Annotated in this window: 11 protein-coding genes; 8 read left to right on the top strand and 3 right to left on the bottom strand. The window is 69.2% G+C overall.

Translation table 11 applies throughout. The annotated features are described in order from the left end of the window. Positions 1-19: 19 nt before the first annotated feature. Positions 20-1,747 carry a SulP family inorganic anion transporter gene (locus tag CAL11_RS12775; protein ID WP_086093176.1) on the bottom strand — a complete coding sequence of 576 codons (1,728 nt, stop codon included), beginning with the start codon at positions 1,745-1,747 and terminating at the stop codon, positions 20-22. A gap of 225 nt (positions 1,748-1,972) precedes the next feature. Between CAL11_RS12775 and CAL11_RS12770 the strand changes: the two genes are divergently transcribed. Then, on the top strand, positions 1,973-4,339 hold the full coding sequence (locus tag CAL11_RS12770) for a xylulose 5-phosphate 3-epimerase (protein WP_086093175.1): 2,367 nt from the start codon (positions 1,973-1,975) through the stop codon (positions 4,337-4,339). A gap of 17 nt (positions 4,340-4,356) precedes the next feature. Next, a complete protein-coding gene (locus CAL11_RS12765) occupies positions 4,357-5,715 on the top strand; it encodes an MBL fold metallo-hydrolase RNA specificity domain-containing protein (protein ID WP_086093174.1) in 1,359 nt (452 codons plus the stop codon). A gap of 19 nt (positions 5,716-5,734) precedes the next feature. Here the strand turns inward: CAL11_RS12765 and CAL11_RS12760 are convergent, their stop codons facing one another. After that, the gene (locus CAL11_RS12760; RefSeq protein ID WP_086093173.1) at positions 5,735-6,640 is read right to left on the bottom strand and encodes an AraC family transcriptional regulator; all 906 of its coding nucleotides are present in this window, start codon (positions 6,638-6,640) and stop codon (positions 5,735-5,737) included. Positions 6,641-6,923: 283 nt separating this feature from the next. Between CAL11_RS12760 and CAL11_RS12755 the strand changes: the two genes are divergently transcribed. Further along, complete coding sequence (locus CAL11_RS12755; RefSeq protein ID WP_086093172.1) at positions 6,924-7,913, top strand: tripartite tricarboxylate transporter substrate binding protein; 990 nt, start codon at positions 6,924-6,926, stop codon at positions 7,911-7,913. A 25-nt stretch (positions 7,914-7,938) separates the two neighbouring features. Further along, on the top strand, positions 7,939-9,030 hold the full coding sequence (locus CAL11_RS12750) for an amidohydrolase family protein (RefSeq protein WP_086093171.1): 1,092 nt from the start codon (positions 7,939-7,941) through the stop codon (positions 9,028-9,030). Between the two features lie 64 nt (positions 9,031-9,094). Here CAL11_RS12750 and CAL11_RS12745 read toward each other — a convergent pair whose 3' ends face one another. After that, on the bottom strand, positions 9,095-10,078 hold the full coding sequence (locus tag CAL11_RS12745; protein WP_086093170.1) for a tripartite tricarboxylate transporter substrate binding protein: 984 nt from the start codon (positions 10,076-10,078) through the stop codon (positions 9,095-9,097). Positions 10,079-10,382: 304 nt separating this feature from the next. On the opposite strand from CAL11_RS12745, the gene CAL11_RS12740 reads away from it, so the two are divergent. From CAL11_RS12740 to CAL11_RS12725, 4 genes are all read left to right on the top strand, one after another. Next, positions 10,383-11,378, top strand: a complete 996-nt coding sequence (locus CAL11_RS12740) for a tripartite tricarboxylate transporter substrate binding protein (RefSeq protein ID WP_086093169.1) — start codon at positions 10,383-10,385, stop codon at positions 11,376-11,378. Positions 11,379-11,505: 127 nt separating this feature from the next. Further along, a complete protein-coding gene (locus CAL11_RS12735; protein WP_086093168.1) occupies positions 11,506-12,759 on the top strand; it encodes a CaiB/BaiF CoA transferase family protein in 1,254 nt (417 codons plus the stop codon). 1 nt (position 12,760) lies between these two features. Beyond that, positions 12,761-13,906: a thiolase family protein gene (locus CAL11_RS12730; protein ID WP_086093167.1), complete on the top strand. Its 1,146-nt coding sequence runs from the start codon at positions 12,761-12,763 to the stop codon at positions 13,904-13,906. A 23-nt stretch (positions 13,907-13,929) separates the two neighbouring features. After that, a complete protein-coding gene (locus tag CAL11_RS12725; RefSeq protein ID WP_086093166.1) occupies positions 13,930-14,358 on the top strand; it encodes a Zn-ribbon domain-containing OB-fold protein in 429 nt (142 codons plus the stop codon). Positions 14,359-14,361: the final 3 nt, after the last annotated feature.

The raw sequence follows: 14,361 nt of genomic DNA, 5'->3' as shown, positions 1-14,361 counted from the left end.
AACGCTACCACTGCCAGGGCTATGGGTCCATGCTCCTGTGCACCTCACGATCCAGATAGTCTTCCACGGCGCTCTCCACTGTGGGATGGAAGCGGTCGGCGCCGAATACCTCGGACAGCTCGAAGCGCTTGAGCTTGTCGCGCACCGGGTCTTTCATTTCGGCGAAGTGCAGGGCGATGCCGGACTCGGCCAGGTGATGGCCCAGCTCGCGCAGCATGTCGGCCGAGGTGACGTCGACGCTGGTGACGGGTTCGGCCGTCACGACGACGCGCCGCACCGGGGTGGGCGAGGCGTGCACGGCTTCCAGCAGCCGTTGCTGGAACAGTTCGGCGTTGGCGAAGAACAGCGGTGCGTCCCAGCGGAACAGCACCAGGCCGTCGATCAGCGCGGCGTGCGGGTAGCGTTTCAGGTCGTGGTAGCCGCGCAGGTCGGGCACGCGGCCGAGCACGGCGAAGTGCGGCCGCCAGCCGTCCCAGAGGAATTCGAGGACGGCGATCACGACGGCCAGGCAGATGCCGGGGATGGCACCGAATGCGACCACCGCGGCAAAGCACAGCATGGACAGCCAGAATTCCCATTGCTGGATGCGGAAGATGCGCCGCAGGTCCTTGAATTCGAACAGGCCGATGGCGGCGGCGATCACGACGGCGGCCATGGCGCTGCTGGGCAGGTAACGCAGCAGGTTGGGCGCGGCCAGCAGCAGGGCGGCCACGGCCAGCGCGCCGACGACGCCGGCCAGCTGGGTGCGCGAGCCCGCGGCTTCGGCCACGGGCGTGCGCGAGGCGCTGCTGCTGACCGGAAAGCCTTGGAAGAAGCCGGTCGCGAGGTTGGCCACGCCCAGCCCGACCATTTCCTGGTTCGGGTCGACGCGCGTATGCGTGCGCGCGGCGTAGGTACGCGACAGCACGCTGGTGTCCGCAAACGAGATCAGGGCGACGGCGCAGCCGCCCAGCACGATCTTGGCGAGATCGGCGTTGCTGAGCCACGGTATCGTGAAGCCGGGCAGCCCCTGGGGGATCTCGCCCAGTACCTGCACGCCGCGGGCGTCCAGGCCGAACAGGCTGACGGCCAGCGTGGCCAGGACGACCGCGATCAGGATGCCGGGCAGGCGCCTGAAGCGCTTGAGCAGCAGGATGAGGGCCAGGGTCGCGGCTCCCACCGCCAGGCTGTAGCCGTTGGCCTGGCCGTCGAGCACGGCCCGCGCGAGCTGCCAGAGTTCGCGCAGCGGGCCGCCGTCGTCGGTGGGGATGGCGAACAGCTTGGGCAGCTGGCTCGCCAGCACGACCAGCGCGATGCCGTTCATGTAGCCATAGCGGATGGGCTTGGACAGCAGTTCGGTGACGAAGCCGAGCCGCAGCAGGCCCAGGACGATGCAGAACAGCCCGGAGACGATGGCCATGAGGCTGGCGGCGGCCACCGCGCGCATGGGGTCGCCGTCCGAGACGCTGAGCACGACCGCGAGGATGGGCGCGGCCAGCGCCGAATCCGGACCCAGGACGAGGATGCGGCTGGGGCCGAACAGCGCGTAGGCGAGCAGCGGGACGATGGTGGCGTACAGGCCGTAGACGCCCGGCACGCCCGACGCTTCGGCATAGGCGATGCCCACCGGCACCAGCATGGCCGTGAGCACCAGGCCGGCGGCCAGGTCGCGCGGCAGCCAGGCCGCCCGGTAGGTCCTCAATACGGTCAGTCCGGGCAGCCAGCGCAGCCAGGGCCGGTGGGGCGTGTCGGCAGTGGAGGAGGCCATGCAGCGTCTTCGCGGGGAGTGGTACGGTGGGCCGATTCTACCGGCCCCGCGCCGGCGGCGGGGCGAGGCGTGCGGCGAGCCGGTCATTGCGCCAGGTCAAGCGCCGCCCGCGGCGCGGGGTCGCCTGACCGGGCCGCCTGATCCATAATCGGGATGAACCCGCCGGGCGCGGCGCGGCTTGCCGCGCCATGGGGCGCCGCCGCGGCCATTCGGAGGAAGACTGCGATGAATCAGCGCGAGCATTGGCAATCCGGATACGGCCCTGTCCGACACCGCGTCGACACGGTCGAGCGCGTGGACGCGCTGGTGCGGCGCCTGGCGGCCAGCGGGCGGGTCGCCGGCCCGGACAGCGCGTACGCCATGCTGGCCGCGGCCGACCGGCTGAGCTGCATGGCCATGAGCGTGGTGGCCCATATGACGTACGCCCGGCGCATCGACCTGGCCGGCGCGCCGCTGGCTGCGGCCGACTTCAAGCCCGATCCGCAGGGCCATACCGGCGGGGCCCTGAACATGGTGCCGGCCTTCGTGGCCTACCTGCTGGCCAATGCGCTGACGGGCCGCACGCGCGGCTGGCTGATGGGGCAGGGCCATTGCGTGGCCGCCATCGAAGCCGTCAATGCCCTGACCGGCGATGTGTCCGCGGCGCAGCGGGGCCGTTACGATCGCACCGAGGCCGGGCTGGCGCGCCTGCTCACCGACTTCTATTCCTATGCCATCGACGCCGCCGGCCTGCCCGCCGTTCCACTGGGCAGCCATGCGGGGCCCAGCACGGCCGGCGCGGTTTTCGAGGGCGGCTATCTAGGCTTTGCCGGCCTGCAATATGTGCACATGCCGCTGCCCGGCGAGGGCCTGGTGGCTTTCCTGAGCGATGGGGCCTTCGAGGAGCAGCGCGGCTCCGACTGGGCCCCGCGCTGGTGGCGGGCCGAGGACTGCGGCCAGGCCGTGCCCGTGATGATTCTCAACGGACGGCGCATCGAGCAGCGCACGCAGATCGTGCAGGAGGGCGGCGCGCATTGGCTGGCCGAGGACCTGCGGCACAACGGTTTCGAGCCGCTCATCGTCGATGGACGCGACCCCGCGGCGATGGCCTGGGGCATCCTGGCGGCCGAGGAGCTACTGGCCGCCGGCGTGGCGGCGGCGGACTTCCGGTATCCGGCGCGCCTGCCCTACGTCATCGCCGAGACGGAGAAAGGGTTCGGGTTTCCCGGCGCCGGCACCAACGCCGCGCACAACCTGCCGCTGGGCGGCAACCCGCGGGTCGACGGCGCGGCCCGCGATGCCTTCAACGCCAGCGCACGCGCGCTGTTCGTGCCCGCGGCGCAGCTCGATGCCGCGATCGCCGCGCTTGCCAATCACGGCGAGCAGGCCCGGCCGCGCGAAAGCGCGCATCCCATGGCGCATCGCCATCCCGATGCGCCGGCGCTGCCCGAGCCCGCCTGGGAGGCCGTCGGCGGGCAGGGCAGCGCCATGGCCGCGCTGGATCGCTGGTTCCTCGACCTGGTGCGGGCCAATCCGGGCCTGCGGGTGCGCATCGGCAACCCGGATGAGCTGGCCAGCAACAAGATGGGCGGCGCGCTGGCGCGGCTCAAGCATCGCGTCAACCATCCGGAAGCCGGGGTGGCGGAAGACCTGCTGGGTTCCGTCATCACCGCCCTGAACGAGGAGGCCGTGGCCGCCGCCGCGCTGGCCAACAAGGCGGGCCTGAATCTCATCGTGAGCTACGAAGCCTTCGCGATGAAGATGCTGGGCCTGCTGCGCCAGGAGATCATCTTCGCGCGCCGCCAGAAAGAACTCGGGCAGGCGCCGGGATGGCTGTCGGTGCCGCTGGTGGTGACCTCCCATACCTGGGAGAACGCCAAGAACGAGCAGTCCCACCAGGACCCCACCATCGGCGAGGCCTTGCTGGGCGAGATGTCCGATACCTCGCGCGTGCTGTTCCCGGTGGATGGCAACAGCGCCGCGGCCGCGCTGCGCGACGTCTATGCACGGCGCGCCCAGCTGGCCTGCGTGGTGGTGTCCAAGCGCGACGGCGCGCATCGCTTCGATGGGCCGGCTGCCCGGGCGCTGGTCGAGCAGGGTGCCGGCCACGTCGCGGGCGACCCGCAAGACTGCCTGCTGCAGTTCGTCGCCATCGGCGCCTATCAGCTGGAGGAAGCCCTCAAGGCGCGGGCCCATCTGGCGCGCCTGGGCCATGAGTGCTGCGTGTCGGTGGTGCTGGAGCCCGGCCGCCTGCGCATCCCGCGCGATGCGATCGAGGCCGCTTTCGTGCTGTCCGACGCTGCGTTGCACGCGTTGTTTCCGCCGGGCCTGCCGCGCGTATTGCTCTGCCACACCAGGCCCGAGCCCATGCTGGGCATCCTGCGCCGGCTCGACGACGGCCCGGCCCGCACCCGAGCGCTGGGCTATATCAGCCGCGGCGGCACGCTGGATGTGCCGGGGATGCTGTTCGCCAACCGTTGCACCTGGGCACATGCGGTCGATGCCGCCGCCGCGGTGGCCGGCTGGCGGCGCGAGGCGGTGCTCGACGCGGCCAGGCTGAGCGCCGTCGACGGCCGGGGCAACCCCGCCGACCTGCTGGTCGTGCAAGCCTGAAGCGAAAGGAGAACGCCATGCTTACACTGACCTGCCTGGGCGGCGCCGGCACCGTCACCGGATCCAAGCACCTGCTGCGCCACGGCGACACCCGCCTGCTGGTCGACTGCGGCCTGTTCCAGGGGATGAAGAACCTGCGCGAACTCAACTGGCAGCCCTTGCCGGTCGCGCCGGCCGATATCGACGCGGTGGTGCTGACCCACGCCCATCTCGATCACTGCGGCTACCTGCCGCGGCTGGTGGCCGAAGGCTTCCGGGGCAGGATCCACGCCACGCCGGCGACTCGCGATGTGGCCGAGCTGATCCTGCTCGACAGCGCTAACCTGCAGGAGAAGGACGCCGAGTTCGCCAACCGTAAGGGGTTTTCCAAGCACCGGCCGGCGCTGCCGCTTTATCGCGTGGTCGACGCCGAACGCGCGCTGGCGCGCTTCTCCGATGTGGCGCTGCACCGGGAGACCGCCTTGCCGGGCGGCGCGACGCTGACGCTGCGCCGCGCCGGGCATATCCTGGGCGCGAGCACGGCGCAGATCGACATCGGCGGCATGCGCGTGGTTTTCTCCGGCGACCTGGGCCGCTACAACGACCCGGTGATGCACGATCCCGAGGATGTGCGGCAGGCCGACTATATTGTCGTCGAATCCACCTACGGCAACCGGCGCCATGACGCCGCCGACCCCATCGAGGCGCTGGGCGCGGTCATCGAGCGTACCGTGTTGCGCGGCGGCACCGTCGTCATCCCCGCCTTTGCCGTGGGCCGGGCGCAGACCTTGATCCACGCGCTCTGGAAGCTGCGCCAGGCGGGCCGGCTGCGCAACGTCCCGGTCTACCTGGACAGCCCCATGGCAACCAGCGCCACCGAACTGCTGGCGCGCCATGCCAGCGAGCACAAGCTGAGCGCGCAAGACTGCGAGGCCGCCTGCGCGGCCGTGACCTATGTGCGCGACGTCGAGGGCTCCAAGGCGCTGTCGGCCAACCGCTACCCCAAGGTCGTCATTTCGGCCAGCGGCATGGCAACCGGCGGCCGGGTGCTGCACCATATGGCCGCGTTCGGCAGCGACCATCGCAATACCTTGCTGTTCGCGGGATTCCAGGCGGCCGGCACGCGCGGCCGCAAGCTGCTCGACGGCGCCACCGAAACCAGGATCTACGGGCAATGGATACCGGTCAAGGCCGAAGTCGCCGAATTGCCGATGCTGTCCGCGCATGCCGACAGCGATGAGCTCATGCGCTGGCTGTCGGGCTTCCGGGAGGCGCCGCGGCGGGTCTTCATCGTCCACGGCGAGCCGCAGGCCTCGGAAGCCCTGCGCGAGCGCATCCAGCGCGAACTGAGCTGGCAGGCCACCGTGCCTTTGCAGGATCACGGCTACACGCTGTGAGCGGCGCGCCGGATCGGGGCTAGCCGGCCTGGCCGCGCGGCGGATGCAAGGCGGCGGGCGAGGTGTAGCGACGCGGCGGCACGCCGACGATGCGCTTGAAATAGCGCGTGAAGTGGCTTTGGTCGAAGAAGCCGCTGGAGAGGGCGGCGTCGGTGATGGAGGTGCCGCGCAGCAGCAGGCGCTTGGCGCGCTCGACGCGCAGCTGCGTCTGGTAGGCGTGCGGCGGAATGCCGATCTCGCGCGCGAACAGGCGGTTCAGGTGGTACGGGCTGGTATGGGCCACGTCGGCCAGTTGCGCCATGCTGAGGGTGTCGCGGTAATGGGCGTCGATGTAGTCGCGCACCAGCAGGGCCTTGCGACGGTTGCGGGCGACCGGCCGGGGTGCGATGGGCCGGGCGCCGAAGCCGCCGACCAGGCACTGCAGCAAGGCCAGCAGGCGCGATTCCTGTTCCAGCGGATTGGCGTTGGCGCGGGTGTGCGCATGGGTATCGGCGAAGCGCCGGATGAAGGCCGCATCGCGTATCACCAGGTCGTCGAAGACGGGCAGGCCGCGGTCTTCGCCGCGCAGGCTGGTGGCGATGTCCTGCATCTGGCGCGGGTCGACGAACATCAGCAGCGAGGTGTCGAGGCGATTGCGCACGCCCACCTTGACGACGCTGTGCACTTCGCCCGGATGGAACAGGATGACGCTGCCAGGCGGCGCGTTCCAGGTTCTGCCCTCGCACAGGTACTCGCCGGGATCGCGCGTGGTGATGCCGATCTGGTAGGTGTCGTGCGCGTGCCTGGGCAAGGCGGTGGGCATGCCGGTATGCGCCTCCAGCACCACGCCGCCACAGCGCCAGGCATGTATGGCGCTCTGCCCGTCGCACAGGACGCCGGGCTCCTGGGAAACGCCAGGAGGAATCGGGTTTGCCGTCTTGTCCATGGCCGCTGCCTGCCTCCGTCGTTGGAATTCCTGATGAGGGCAGTCTAGGCAAACCTGCGCCGACACTCCATAAAGCAGCGCGAATAAGAAATATGCGTGATTGCTTATGTTTCCCTGCGGCGCCGGTTGATTTTCCGCGCCGATGCGGGTTTTCATGGGGCGGGCGGCATGCGCGGCGCGCGCGGGACTTCCGCAAGAACGTACAAGCGGCGGTCTGCCTTCGCTTCCTACACTGGCTGCCCGGAACGTACGAGGCGTTCCCGCAGAACAACAGGGAGCAGGCATGTCTGGAAATCCTTCGACGCATCAACCCCGGCGGCGCGCGTTGCTGGCGATGGCTGGCGCCGCCATGATCGCAGGGCCGGCCATTGCCCGGCCGCGTTTTCCGGATAGATCCATCCGGCTGGTCGTGCCATGGCTGCCCGGGTCGGCGGCCGATAACGAATTGCGCGCGCTGGCCCACGTGGCCAGCCGCGATTTCGGCCAGTCGGTCGTCATCGAGAACAAGGCGGGCGCCAGCGGCATCCTGGGTGCGCAGATGATCGCTGCCGAAAAGCGCGCCGACGGCTATCTGTTGACGCAGATGCACTCCACGGCGTTTCGCATGACCGCGATGATGGACAAGCCGCCCTATGACGTGATGAACGACTACAGCTGGATCATCCAGCTGGTCGGCTACTCCTATGGCACCGTCGTGCGGGCCGATTCGCGCTGGAAGGATTGGAACGAATTCGTCGCGTACTCGAAGGCCAATCCGGGCAAGGTGACATTGGGCACGGCCGGCGTCGGCACGACGCAGCACATCACCATGATGCAGGTGGCCAGGAAGCTGGGCATCGAGTGGCTGCACGTGCCGTTTCGCGGCGGCGGCGACGAAGCGCAGGCGTTGCTGGGCGGGCAGATCGACGCGGTCGCGTCGTCGACATACTGGGCCGAGCTGGTCAATGCCGGCAAGCTGCGCCTGCTGGCCACCTTCGGCGTGGAGCGCGTCAAGCGCTTCCCGGACGTGCCGACGCTGCGCGAGCTGGGCGTGGACATTGCCCAGATCGCGCCCTACGGCCTGGTCGCGCCCCGCGGCCTGGACCCCGACGTCAAGCGCGTGCTGCATGACGGCTTCAGGAAGGCGCTGTATTCGCCGGAACACCAGGCCGCCATCGAACGCCTGGACATGCCGCTGGCCTACCTGAACAGCGAGGAATACGAGAAGGCGGCCAAGACGCTGTTCAAGGAAGAGGTCGAGGCGATCCGCAGCCTTGGCTTGAAGAACGGTTGAAGGGCGTCAGGCCCGTATTGCGAACATGGAGAATGCCTTGAGTACTTTGCCCCTGACGACGCCGTCGGCGGAATTGCCGCGCTTCGGCCCGCCCCACATCCCCATCCGCGAGGACTGGCTGGACCAGCAACGCGAGGAGATCCTCGATCCCGGCCTGCCCATCGTCGACGCCCACCACCATTTGTGGGACCGGCCCGGGCAACGCTATATGTTCGAGGATTTCCTGCGCGATACGGGCAGCGGCCACAACATACGCGCGACCGTGTACGTGCAGTGCCGTTCGATGTACCGCCTGGACGGGCCCGCCGAAATGCAGCCGGTGGGCGAGGCCGAGTTCGTCAACGGCGTGGCGGCTTGCAGCGCCAGCGGCGTGTATGGCCCCATACGCGCCTGCGCCGCGATCGTGGGCTACGCGGACCTGGCGCTGGGCGCCGCGGTCGAGGACGTGCTGCACGCGCTGCTGCGCGCCGCGCCCGATCGCCTGCGGGGCGTGCGCAACATGACCGCGGCGCATGCATCGCCGGCGGTGGCGCCGGGTTTCGGCCGGGTGCCGGAAGGCCTGTTGTCGGATGCGCGGTTTCGCGCCGGCTATGCGCGGCTCGCGCCATTGGGGCTGTCGTACGACGTATGGGCTTTTCACAGCCAGTTGGGGGAAGTGCTGGACCTGGCGCGCGCGCATCCGGACACGGTGTTGATCGTCAACCATGCCGGCGGTCCGCTGGGCATAGGCCCATATGCCGGGCAGCGCGATGCGGTCATGCGCGATTGGGATGGCCACCTGCGCGCGCTGGCCGATTGCCCCAACGTGGTGCTGAAACTGGGCGGGCTGGGCATGCATATCAGCGGCCTGCGCTTTCACGAGCAGGACGCGCCGCCGTCGTCCGAGGCCTTGGCCGAGGCCTGGCGGCCATGGGTCCAGACCGCGATAGAGCGGTTCGGCGCGCAGCGCTGCATGTTCGAAAGCAATTTCCCGGTGGACAAGGGCATGGCGGCCTATGCCGCGGTCTGGAACGCCTTCAAGCGCCTGGCGCGGGGCGCGACGCCGCAGGAGCGGCAAGCCCTGTTCGCCGGCACGGCCGCGCGCGTCTATCGCCTGCCGGTCTCGGTACTGGCCTGAGCCTCGGCTCAGGGCGGGCCGCCGGGGCCCCGCGCGGCGACACGCAGGGCCCCGGCGTGCGGGCTCATTCCAGCCGGATATCTCCGGCCACGATCACCTCGCGCCACTTGACGACCTCGTCGCGCACCAGCGTGGCCAATTGCTGCGGCGTGCCGGGGCCGGGGTCCGCGCCCTGTTCGGCGAAGCGGCGCTGCAGGTCGGGGTCGGCCAGCGCGCGGTTGGTGGCCGCGTTGATGGCCGCGATGGCGGCCGGCGGCGTGCCGGTGGGCGCATACAAGGCGAAGAACGAGGTGACGTTGAAGCCGGGCAGGGTTTCGGCCACGGTGGGAACGTCGGGCAGCGAGCCCACGCGGCGGCTGCCGGTGACGGCAAGCGCGCGAACGGTGCCGGCCTTGATCTGCGCCATGGCCGTGGGCAGGTTGTCGAACATGGTCGCCAGGTGGCCGCCGACCAGGTCGGTCATGGCGGGCGCGCTGCCCTTGTAGGGAACGTGCACCATGTTCACGCCGGCGACGTTCTTGAACAGTTCCCCGGCCATGTGCAGCGACGAACCCGCGCCTGCCGAGCCGAACGTCAGCTCGCCCGGCCTGCTTTTGGCCAGCGCCACCAGGTCGGCCACGCTGCGCACCGGCAGGTCGTTGTTGACGATGAGCACATTGGGCGCGTAGGCGACCATGGCCACCGGCGCGAAGTCGCGCACGAAATCGAAGGGCAGTTTGCGTCCGGCGGCCTGGTTGACGGGGTTGTTGAACGAGCCGAGGTACCAGGTCAGCCCGTCCGGCCGGGCGCGCGCGACGTCGGCGGCGGCGATGTTGCCGTTGGCGCCCGGTTTGTTTTCCACCACGATCCGGGCCTCGAGCAGCGGCCCCAGTTTCTCGGCGATGATGCGGGCCACCGCATCGGAGGTGCCCCCGGGCGAGAAACCGACTAGCAAGCGTACGGTCTTGCCGGCCAATGGGTTGTCGGGGCGGCCGTCGCCCTGGGCCAGGGCGGGCATGGCGGCGGCCGCGGCGAGGGCGAATCCGGCCAGGGTCTTGGGTATCAGCATGGGGGGTCTCCATATCGTGGGGCGGGCCGCCTGTCGCGGCGCCGCATTGGGCGGGGCGGCGCACGGCATGCGGGTGCGTGGCCGTGCGCCGCAGGCGGGAGTCTGGCGGGGGGCAGGGCGGGGTCGATAGGATGAAATTGCTGACTTGCCCGGGCTGGATGAGGGCTTGCCGTCCAGGTCCGCAAGAACGTACAAGCGGCCTGCCCACCGCGCGCCGTAGACTGGCTGCTCATAGAAATCCAGACAATCGCCATGCGCCGCGCAACACGACGCGGCGGGCAACCACGGACCGGAGGAGCCGCCCATGTACCCCATCAATCTGACGCGCCTGAAGACGGCGCTGGCCGCAACCCTGGCGGTTGCCGCCCTGGCGGCGGCAGCGCCCGCCGCCGCGGACTGGACGCCCGATCGCCCGCTGCGCATCGTTTCGCCCTATGCCGCGGCCGGCACCAACGACCTGCTGGCGCGCCTGATGGCGCAGAAGCTGGGCGAGCGGCTGGGCAAGAGCATCGTGGTGGAGAACCGCGCCGGCGCCAACGGAATCATCGGCGCCGAGTACGTGGCCAAGATGCCGGGCGACGGCTACACCATGCTGATGGGCAATTCCGCCACGCATGGAATCAATCCCAATCTGTACGCCAAGCTGTCCTATGACGCGGACAAGGATTTCACGCCCATCGGCCTGATCGCCTCGGTGCCGCTGCTGCTGGTGGTGGGCCCCAAGGTCGAGGCCAACTCCCTGCAGGACCTGATCGCGCTGGGCAAGTCCCAGCCAGGCCAGGTCAGCTTCGCCTCCTCGGGCGTGGGATCTTCGCCGCAGCTGGCGGGCGAGCTTTTCAAGAGCATCTCGGGCCTGGACATCATCCACGTGCCGTACAAGGGGGATTCGCCCGCGCTGACCGACGTGCTGGGCGGCCAGGTGACGATGATGTTCGCCAATATCCCGTCGGCGCTGCCGATGGTGCGCGCCGGCAAGCTGAAGGCGCTGGCGATGACCGGGGCGGCACGTACGTCCGCCGCGCCGGAGATCCCGACCATGGCCGAGGCAGGCCTGCCCGGGGTGGAAATCAGCGCCTGGTATGGCCTGATGGCGCCTGCCGGCTTGCCGCCCGCGGTGCTGGCCCGCCTGAACGCCGAGCTGAACGCGGTGCTCCAGCTGCCGGATGTGCAGACCCGCATCCGCGAGCTGGGCGCCGAGCCGTCCCAGCCTGGTCCGCCGGCGCAGTTCCAGCAGTTCGTCGATGCCGAGCTGGCCAAGTACGGCAAGGTCATCAAGACGGCGGGCATCGCCGCCGAGTAATGCCGGGCGGCCCCGTCCGGCCGCCTTTTCTCTCCCCAACCGGTTTCCAGCCCGCAGGCGCTTCGCGCCGCGCGGGCCGGGACAGTGCAGCCTTTTTTCGCAACAACGCATCAATCAAAGGAAGATCATGAGCAAGGGACCTCTGCAAGGAATACGCGTCCTGGATTTCACCCGGTTCCTGGCGGGACCTTACGCCACCATGCTGATGGCGGACCTGGGCGCCGACGTGGTCAAGATCGAGGAGCCCGGCGGCGACCATACGCGCACCAGCGGACCCTACCTGGACGCGGCGACCAAGGACCAGGACATCGGCGGTTTCTTCAACAGCCTGAACCGCAGCAAGCACGGTATCTGCATCGACCTGAAATCCCCGGGCGGCCGCGACCTGGTGCTGCGCATGGTCAAGGACGTGGACGTGGTGGTGGAGAACTTCCGCGGCGGCGTCATGGAGAAATACGGCCTGGACTATGAAACGCTGTCCCGGATCAATCCGCGCCTGGTCTATGCGTCGGTGCGCGGCTTTGGCGACCGGCGCACCCTGGGCACGCACTATCCGGAGCGGCCGACCGTGGACCTGCTGGTCCAGGCGGTCTCCGGCATCATGGGCATTACCGGTTCGGCCGATGGCCAGGTCTACAAGATCGGCCCGGGCGTGGGCGACATCTTCCCCGGCACGATGTGCCTGGTGGGGATCCTGGCCGCCCTGCAATGGCGCGAGCGTTCGGGCGAGGGCCAGTACGTCGATACGTCGATGTACGACTGCATGCTTTCGCTGTGCGAGCGCATGCTGTACCAGCATTCCTATACCGGCGAAATTCCCGGGCCCATGGGCAACGCGCACCCGTTCTCGGCGCCGTACACCATGTACCCGGCGGCCGACGGCAACTTCGTGGTGGCCGCGCCCAACGACAAATTCTGGCGCCGCATCGCCACCGCGATCGGCCAGCCCGAGCTGGGCGCCGATCCGCGCTTCGCCACGCGCGCCGCGCGCCGCGAACACCGCGGCGAGATCGACGACATCATGCGGGCGTGGTCCAGCGTGCGCAAGCGCGACGATGTCATGGCCGCCTTGCTGGACAACGATGTACTGGCGGCGCCCGTGAACAACGCGGCCGATATCTTCGCCGACCCGGAGGTGCGCAAGCGCCGCATGCTGGTGGACATCGACCCCTACCCCCAGGCTCCGCGCAAGGTGCAGGTGGCCGGCACGCCCCTGAAATTCACCAAGACCGAAACCCAGCCTCAGCGGCGCGCGCCGCTGGTGGGCGAACACACCCACGATGTCCTGACGCGCATGTTCGGCCTGAGCGCCGCGGAGGTGGAAGCGCTGGAGCGCGACGCGATCGTTTCCCGCCGCGAACCCGAGTCCGCCGGAGCGTGACATGAGCAACCCAAAAACCAACCCGTTGTACGCCCTGAAGGACCGCTATGCGGTGGTCGGCGTGGGCACCACGCCGTATGGCAGTTTTCCCGAGCTGGACGAGTACGGCCTGGGCGCGTGGGCGTTCAAGAACGCCATCGATGACTGCGGCCTGGACAAGAACCAGGTCGACGGCCTGGGCGTATGCCGCGTGCCGTCGTACACCCGCATGGGCGAGGTGCTGGGACTGAACCCGCGCTGGACCCTGACCCTGCCCGCGCATGGCCGCATGTCCGGCATTTCCATCGTCGAGGCGGTGGCGGCGCTCAATGCGGGGCTGACCGACTACGTGGCGTTGATCTACACCAATATCGGGCGCTCACGGCGCGTCAACTATGGCGGCGACGAAAGCCCCAACATCTGGAATCCGTGGGGCTTCACCTCGCCGGGCGCCGGCCATGCGCTGATGTTCCAGCGCCATGCGCAGCAGTACGGCACCACGGGCCGCGACCTGGCGGAAGTGGCGGTGGCATTCCGCCACCACGCCTGCCTGAACCCCGATGCGGTGATGAAGACGCCCATCACGATCGACGACCACGAGAACTCGCGGCACATCGCCGCGCCGCTGCGCCTGCTGGACTACTGCCTGATCAACGACGGCGCGGTCTGCCTGATCCTGACCTCCACCGAGCGCGCGCGCGACCTGAAACGCCCGCCGGTCAGGATTTCCGGCATCGGTGCGCGCGAGACCTATGTCGAGTCTTCGCTGCCGAACTTCTCCAGCAACTTCTGGTACGACGCCTTGCAGGACACCGCCGCCGAGGTCTACGGCATGGCGGGGATCGGGCCGCAGGATGTGGACGCCCTGATGTGCTACGACAACTTCAGTCCCACGGTGCTGTTCAGCCTGGAGGGCATGGGTTTCTGCGGTCGTGGCGAGGGCGGCGCCTTCGTGCGCGATGGCCGCCTGAAGCTGGGCGGCGGCCTGCCCACCAACACCGACGGCGGCCATCTTTCCAATTCGTATATGCAGGGCTGGGGCCTGAATGCGGAGGCCGTGCGCCAGGCGCGCGGCGACGGCGGCGAGCGTCAGGTGCCTGGTTGCCGCGTCGTGCAGTACGTGGCGGCGACGCCGTGCACCCGTTCCATCATCTACACGGCCGATTGACGCGCCGCCACGAGGACATACCTATGACGCCTGGTTTTCCCCTACCCAAGCCGGACGTGCTGAGCCAGCCGTTCTGGGATTTCGCGCAGCGCGGCGTGCTGTCGTTGCAACGCTGCCGGCATTGCGGCGATGTGCATTTTCCCGCTGCGCCCGTATGCCCGGCCTGCCTTTCCGAACAGCAGGAATGGGCGCCGGCCAGCGGCCGCGGCACCCTGTTTTCGTGGTGCGAGTTCCACAAGGGCTATTGGGACTCGGTGGCCAGCCTGCTGCCGTACCGCGTCGCCGTGATCAGGCTGGACGAAGGCCCGCTGCTGATCAGCAACCTGGTGGACGTGCAGGATGACGCCGCCTTGCGGGCCGACGCGCCCGTGGAAGTGGTGTTCCGCCCGGTATCGGCCGATATCAACCTGCCGGTGTTCCGGCTGAGCCATGCTTGCCGAAACGAGGTCTAGCGT

The sequence above is a fragment of the Bordetella genomosp. 6 genome (genome assembly GCF_002119705.1).
GTDB lineage: Bacteria > Pseudomonadota > Gammaproteobacteria > Burkholderiales > Burkholderiaceae_B > Bordetella > Bordetella bronchiseptica_F.
Note: the sequence above shows the minus strand (reverse complement) of the source record. Positions and strands in the feature narration are given on the sequence as shown.

Bases quoted from the DNA above. Each gene is read 5' to 3' on its own strand.
- CAL11_RS12775 (WP_086093176.1), bottom strand. From the start codon at position 1,747: ATGGCCTCCTCCACTGCCGACACGCCCCACCGGCCCTGGCTGCGCTGG.
- CAL11_RS12770 (WP_086093175.1), top strand. From the start codon at position 1,973: ATGAATCAGCGCGAGCATTGGCAATCCGGATACGGCCCTGTCCGACAC.
- CAL11_RS12765 (WP_086093174.1), top strand. From the start codon at position 4,357: ATGCTTACACTGACCTGCCTGGGCGGCGCCGGCACCGTCACCGGATCC.
- CAL11_RS12760 (WP_086093173.1), bottom strand. From the start codon at position 6,640: ATGGACAAGACGGCAAACCCGATTCCTCCTGGCGTTTCCCAGGAGCCC.
- CAL11_RS12755 (WP_086093172.1), top strand. From the start codon at position 6,924: ATGTCTGGAAATCCTTCGACGCATCAACCCCGGCGGCGCGCGTTGCTG.
- CAL11_RS12750 (WP_086093171.1), top strand. From the start codon at position 7,939: ATGGAGAATGCCTTGAGTACTTTGCCCCTGACGACGCCGTCGGCGGAA.
- CAL11_RS12745 (WP_086093170.1), bottom strand. From the start codon at position 10,078: ATGCTGATACCCAAGACCCTGGCCGGATTCGCCCTCGCCGCGGCCGCC.
- CAL11_RS12740 (WP_086093169.1), top strand. From the start codon at position 10,383: ATGTACCCCATCAATCTGACGCGCCTGAAGACGGCGCTGGCCGCAACC.
- CAL11_RS12735 (WP_086093168.1), top strand. From the start codon at position 11,506: ATGAGCAAGGGACCTCTGCAAGGAATACGCGTCCTGGATTTCACCCGG.
- CAL11_RS12730 (WP_086093167.1), top strand. From the start codon at position 12,761: ATGAGCAACCCAAAAACCAACCCGTTGTACGCCCTGAAGGACCGCTAT.
- CAL11_RS12725 (WP_086093166.1), top strand. From the start codon at position 13,930: ATGACGCCTGGTTTTCCCCTACCCAAGCCGGACGTGCTGAGCCAGCCG.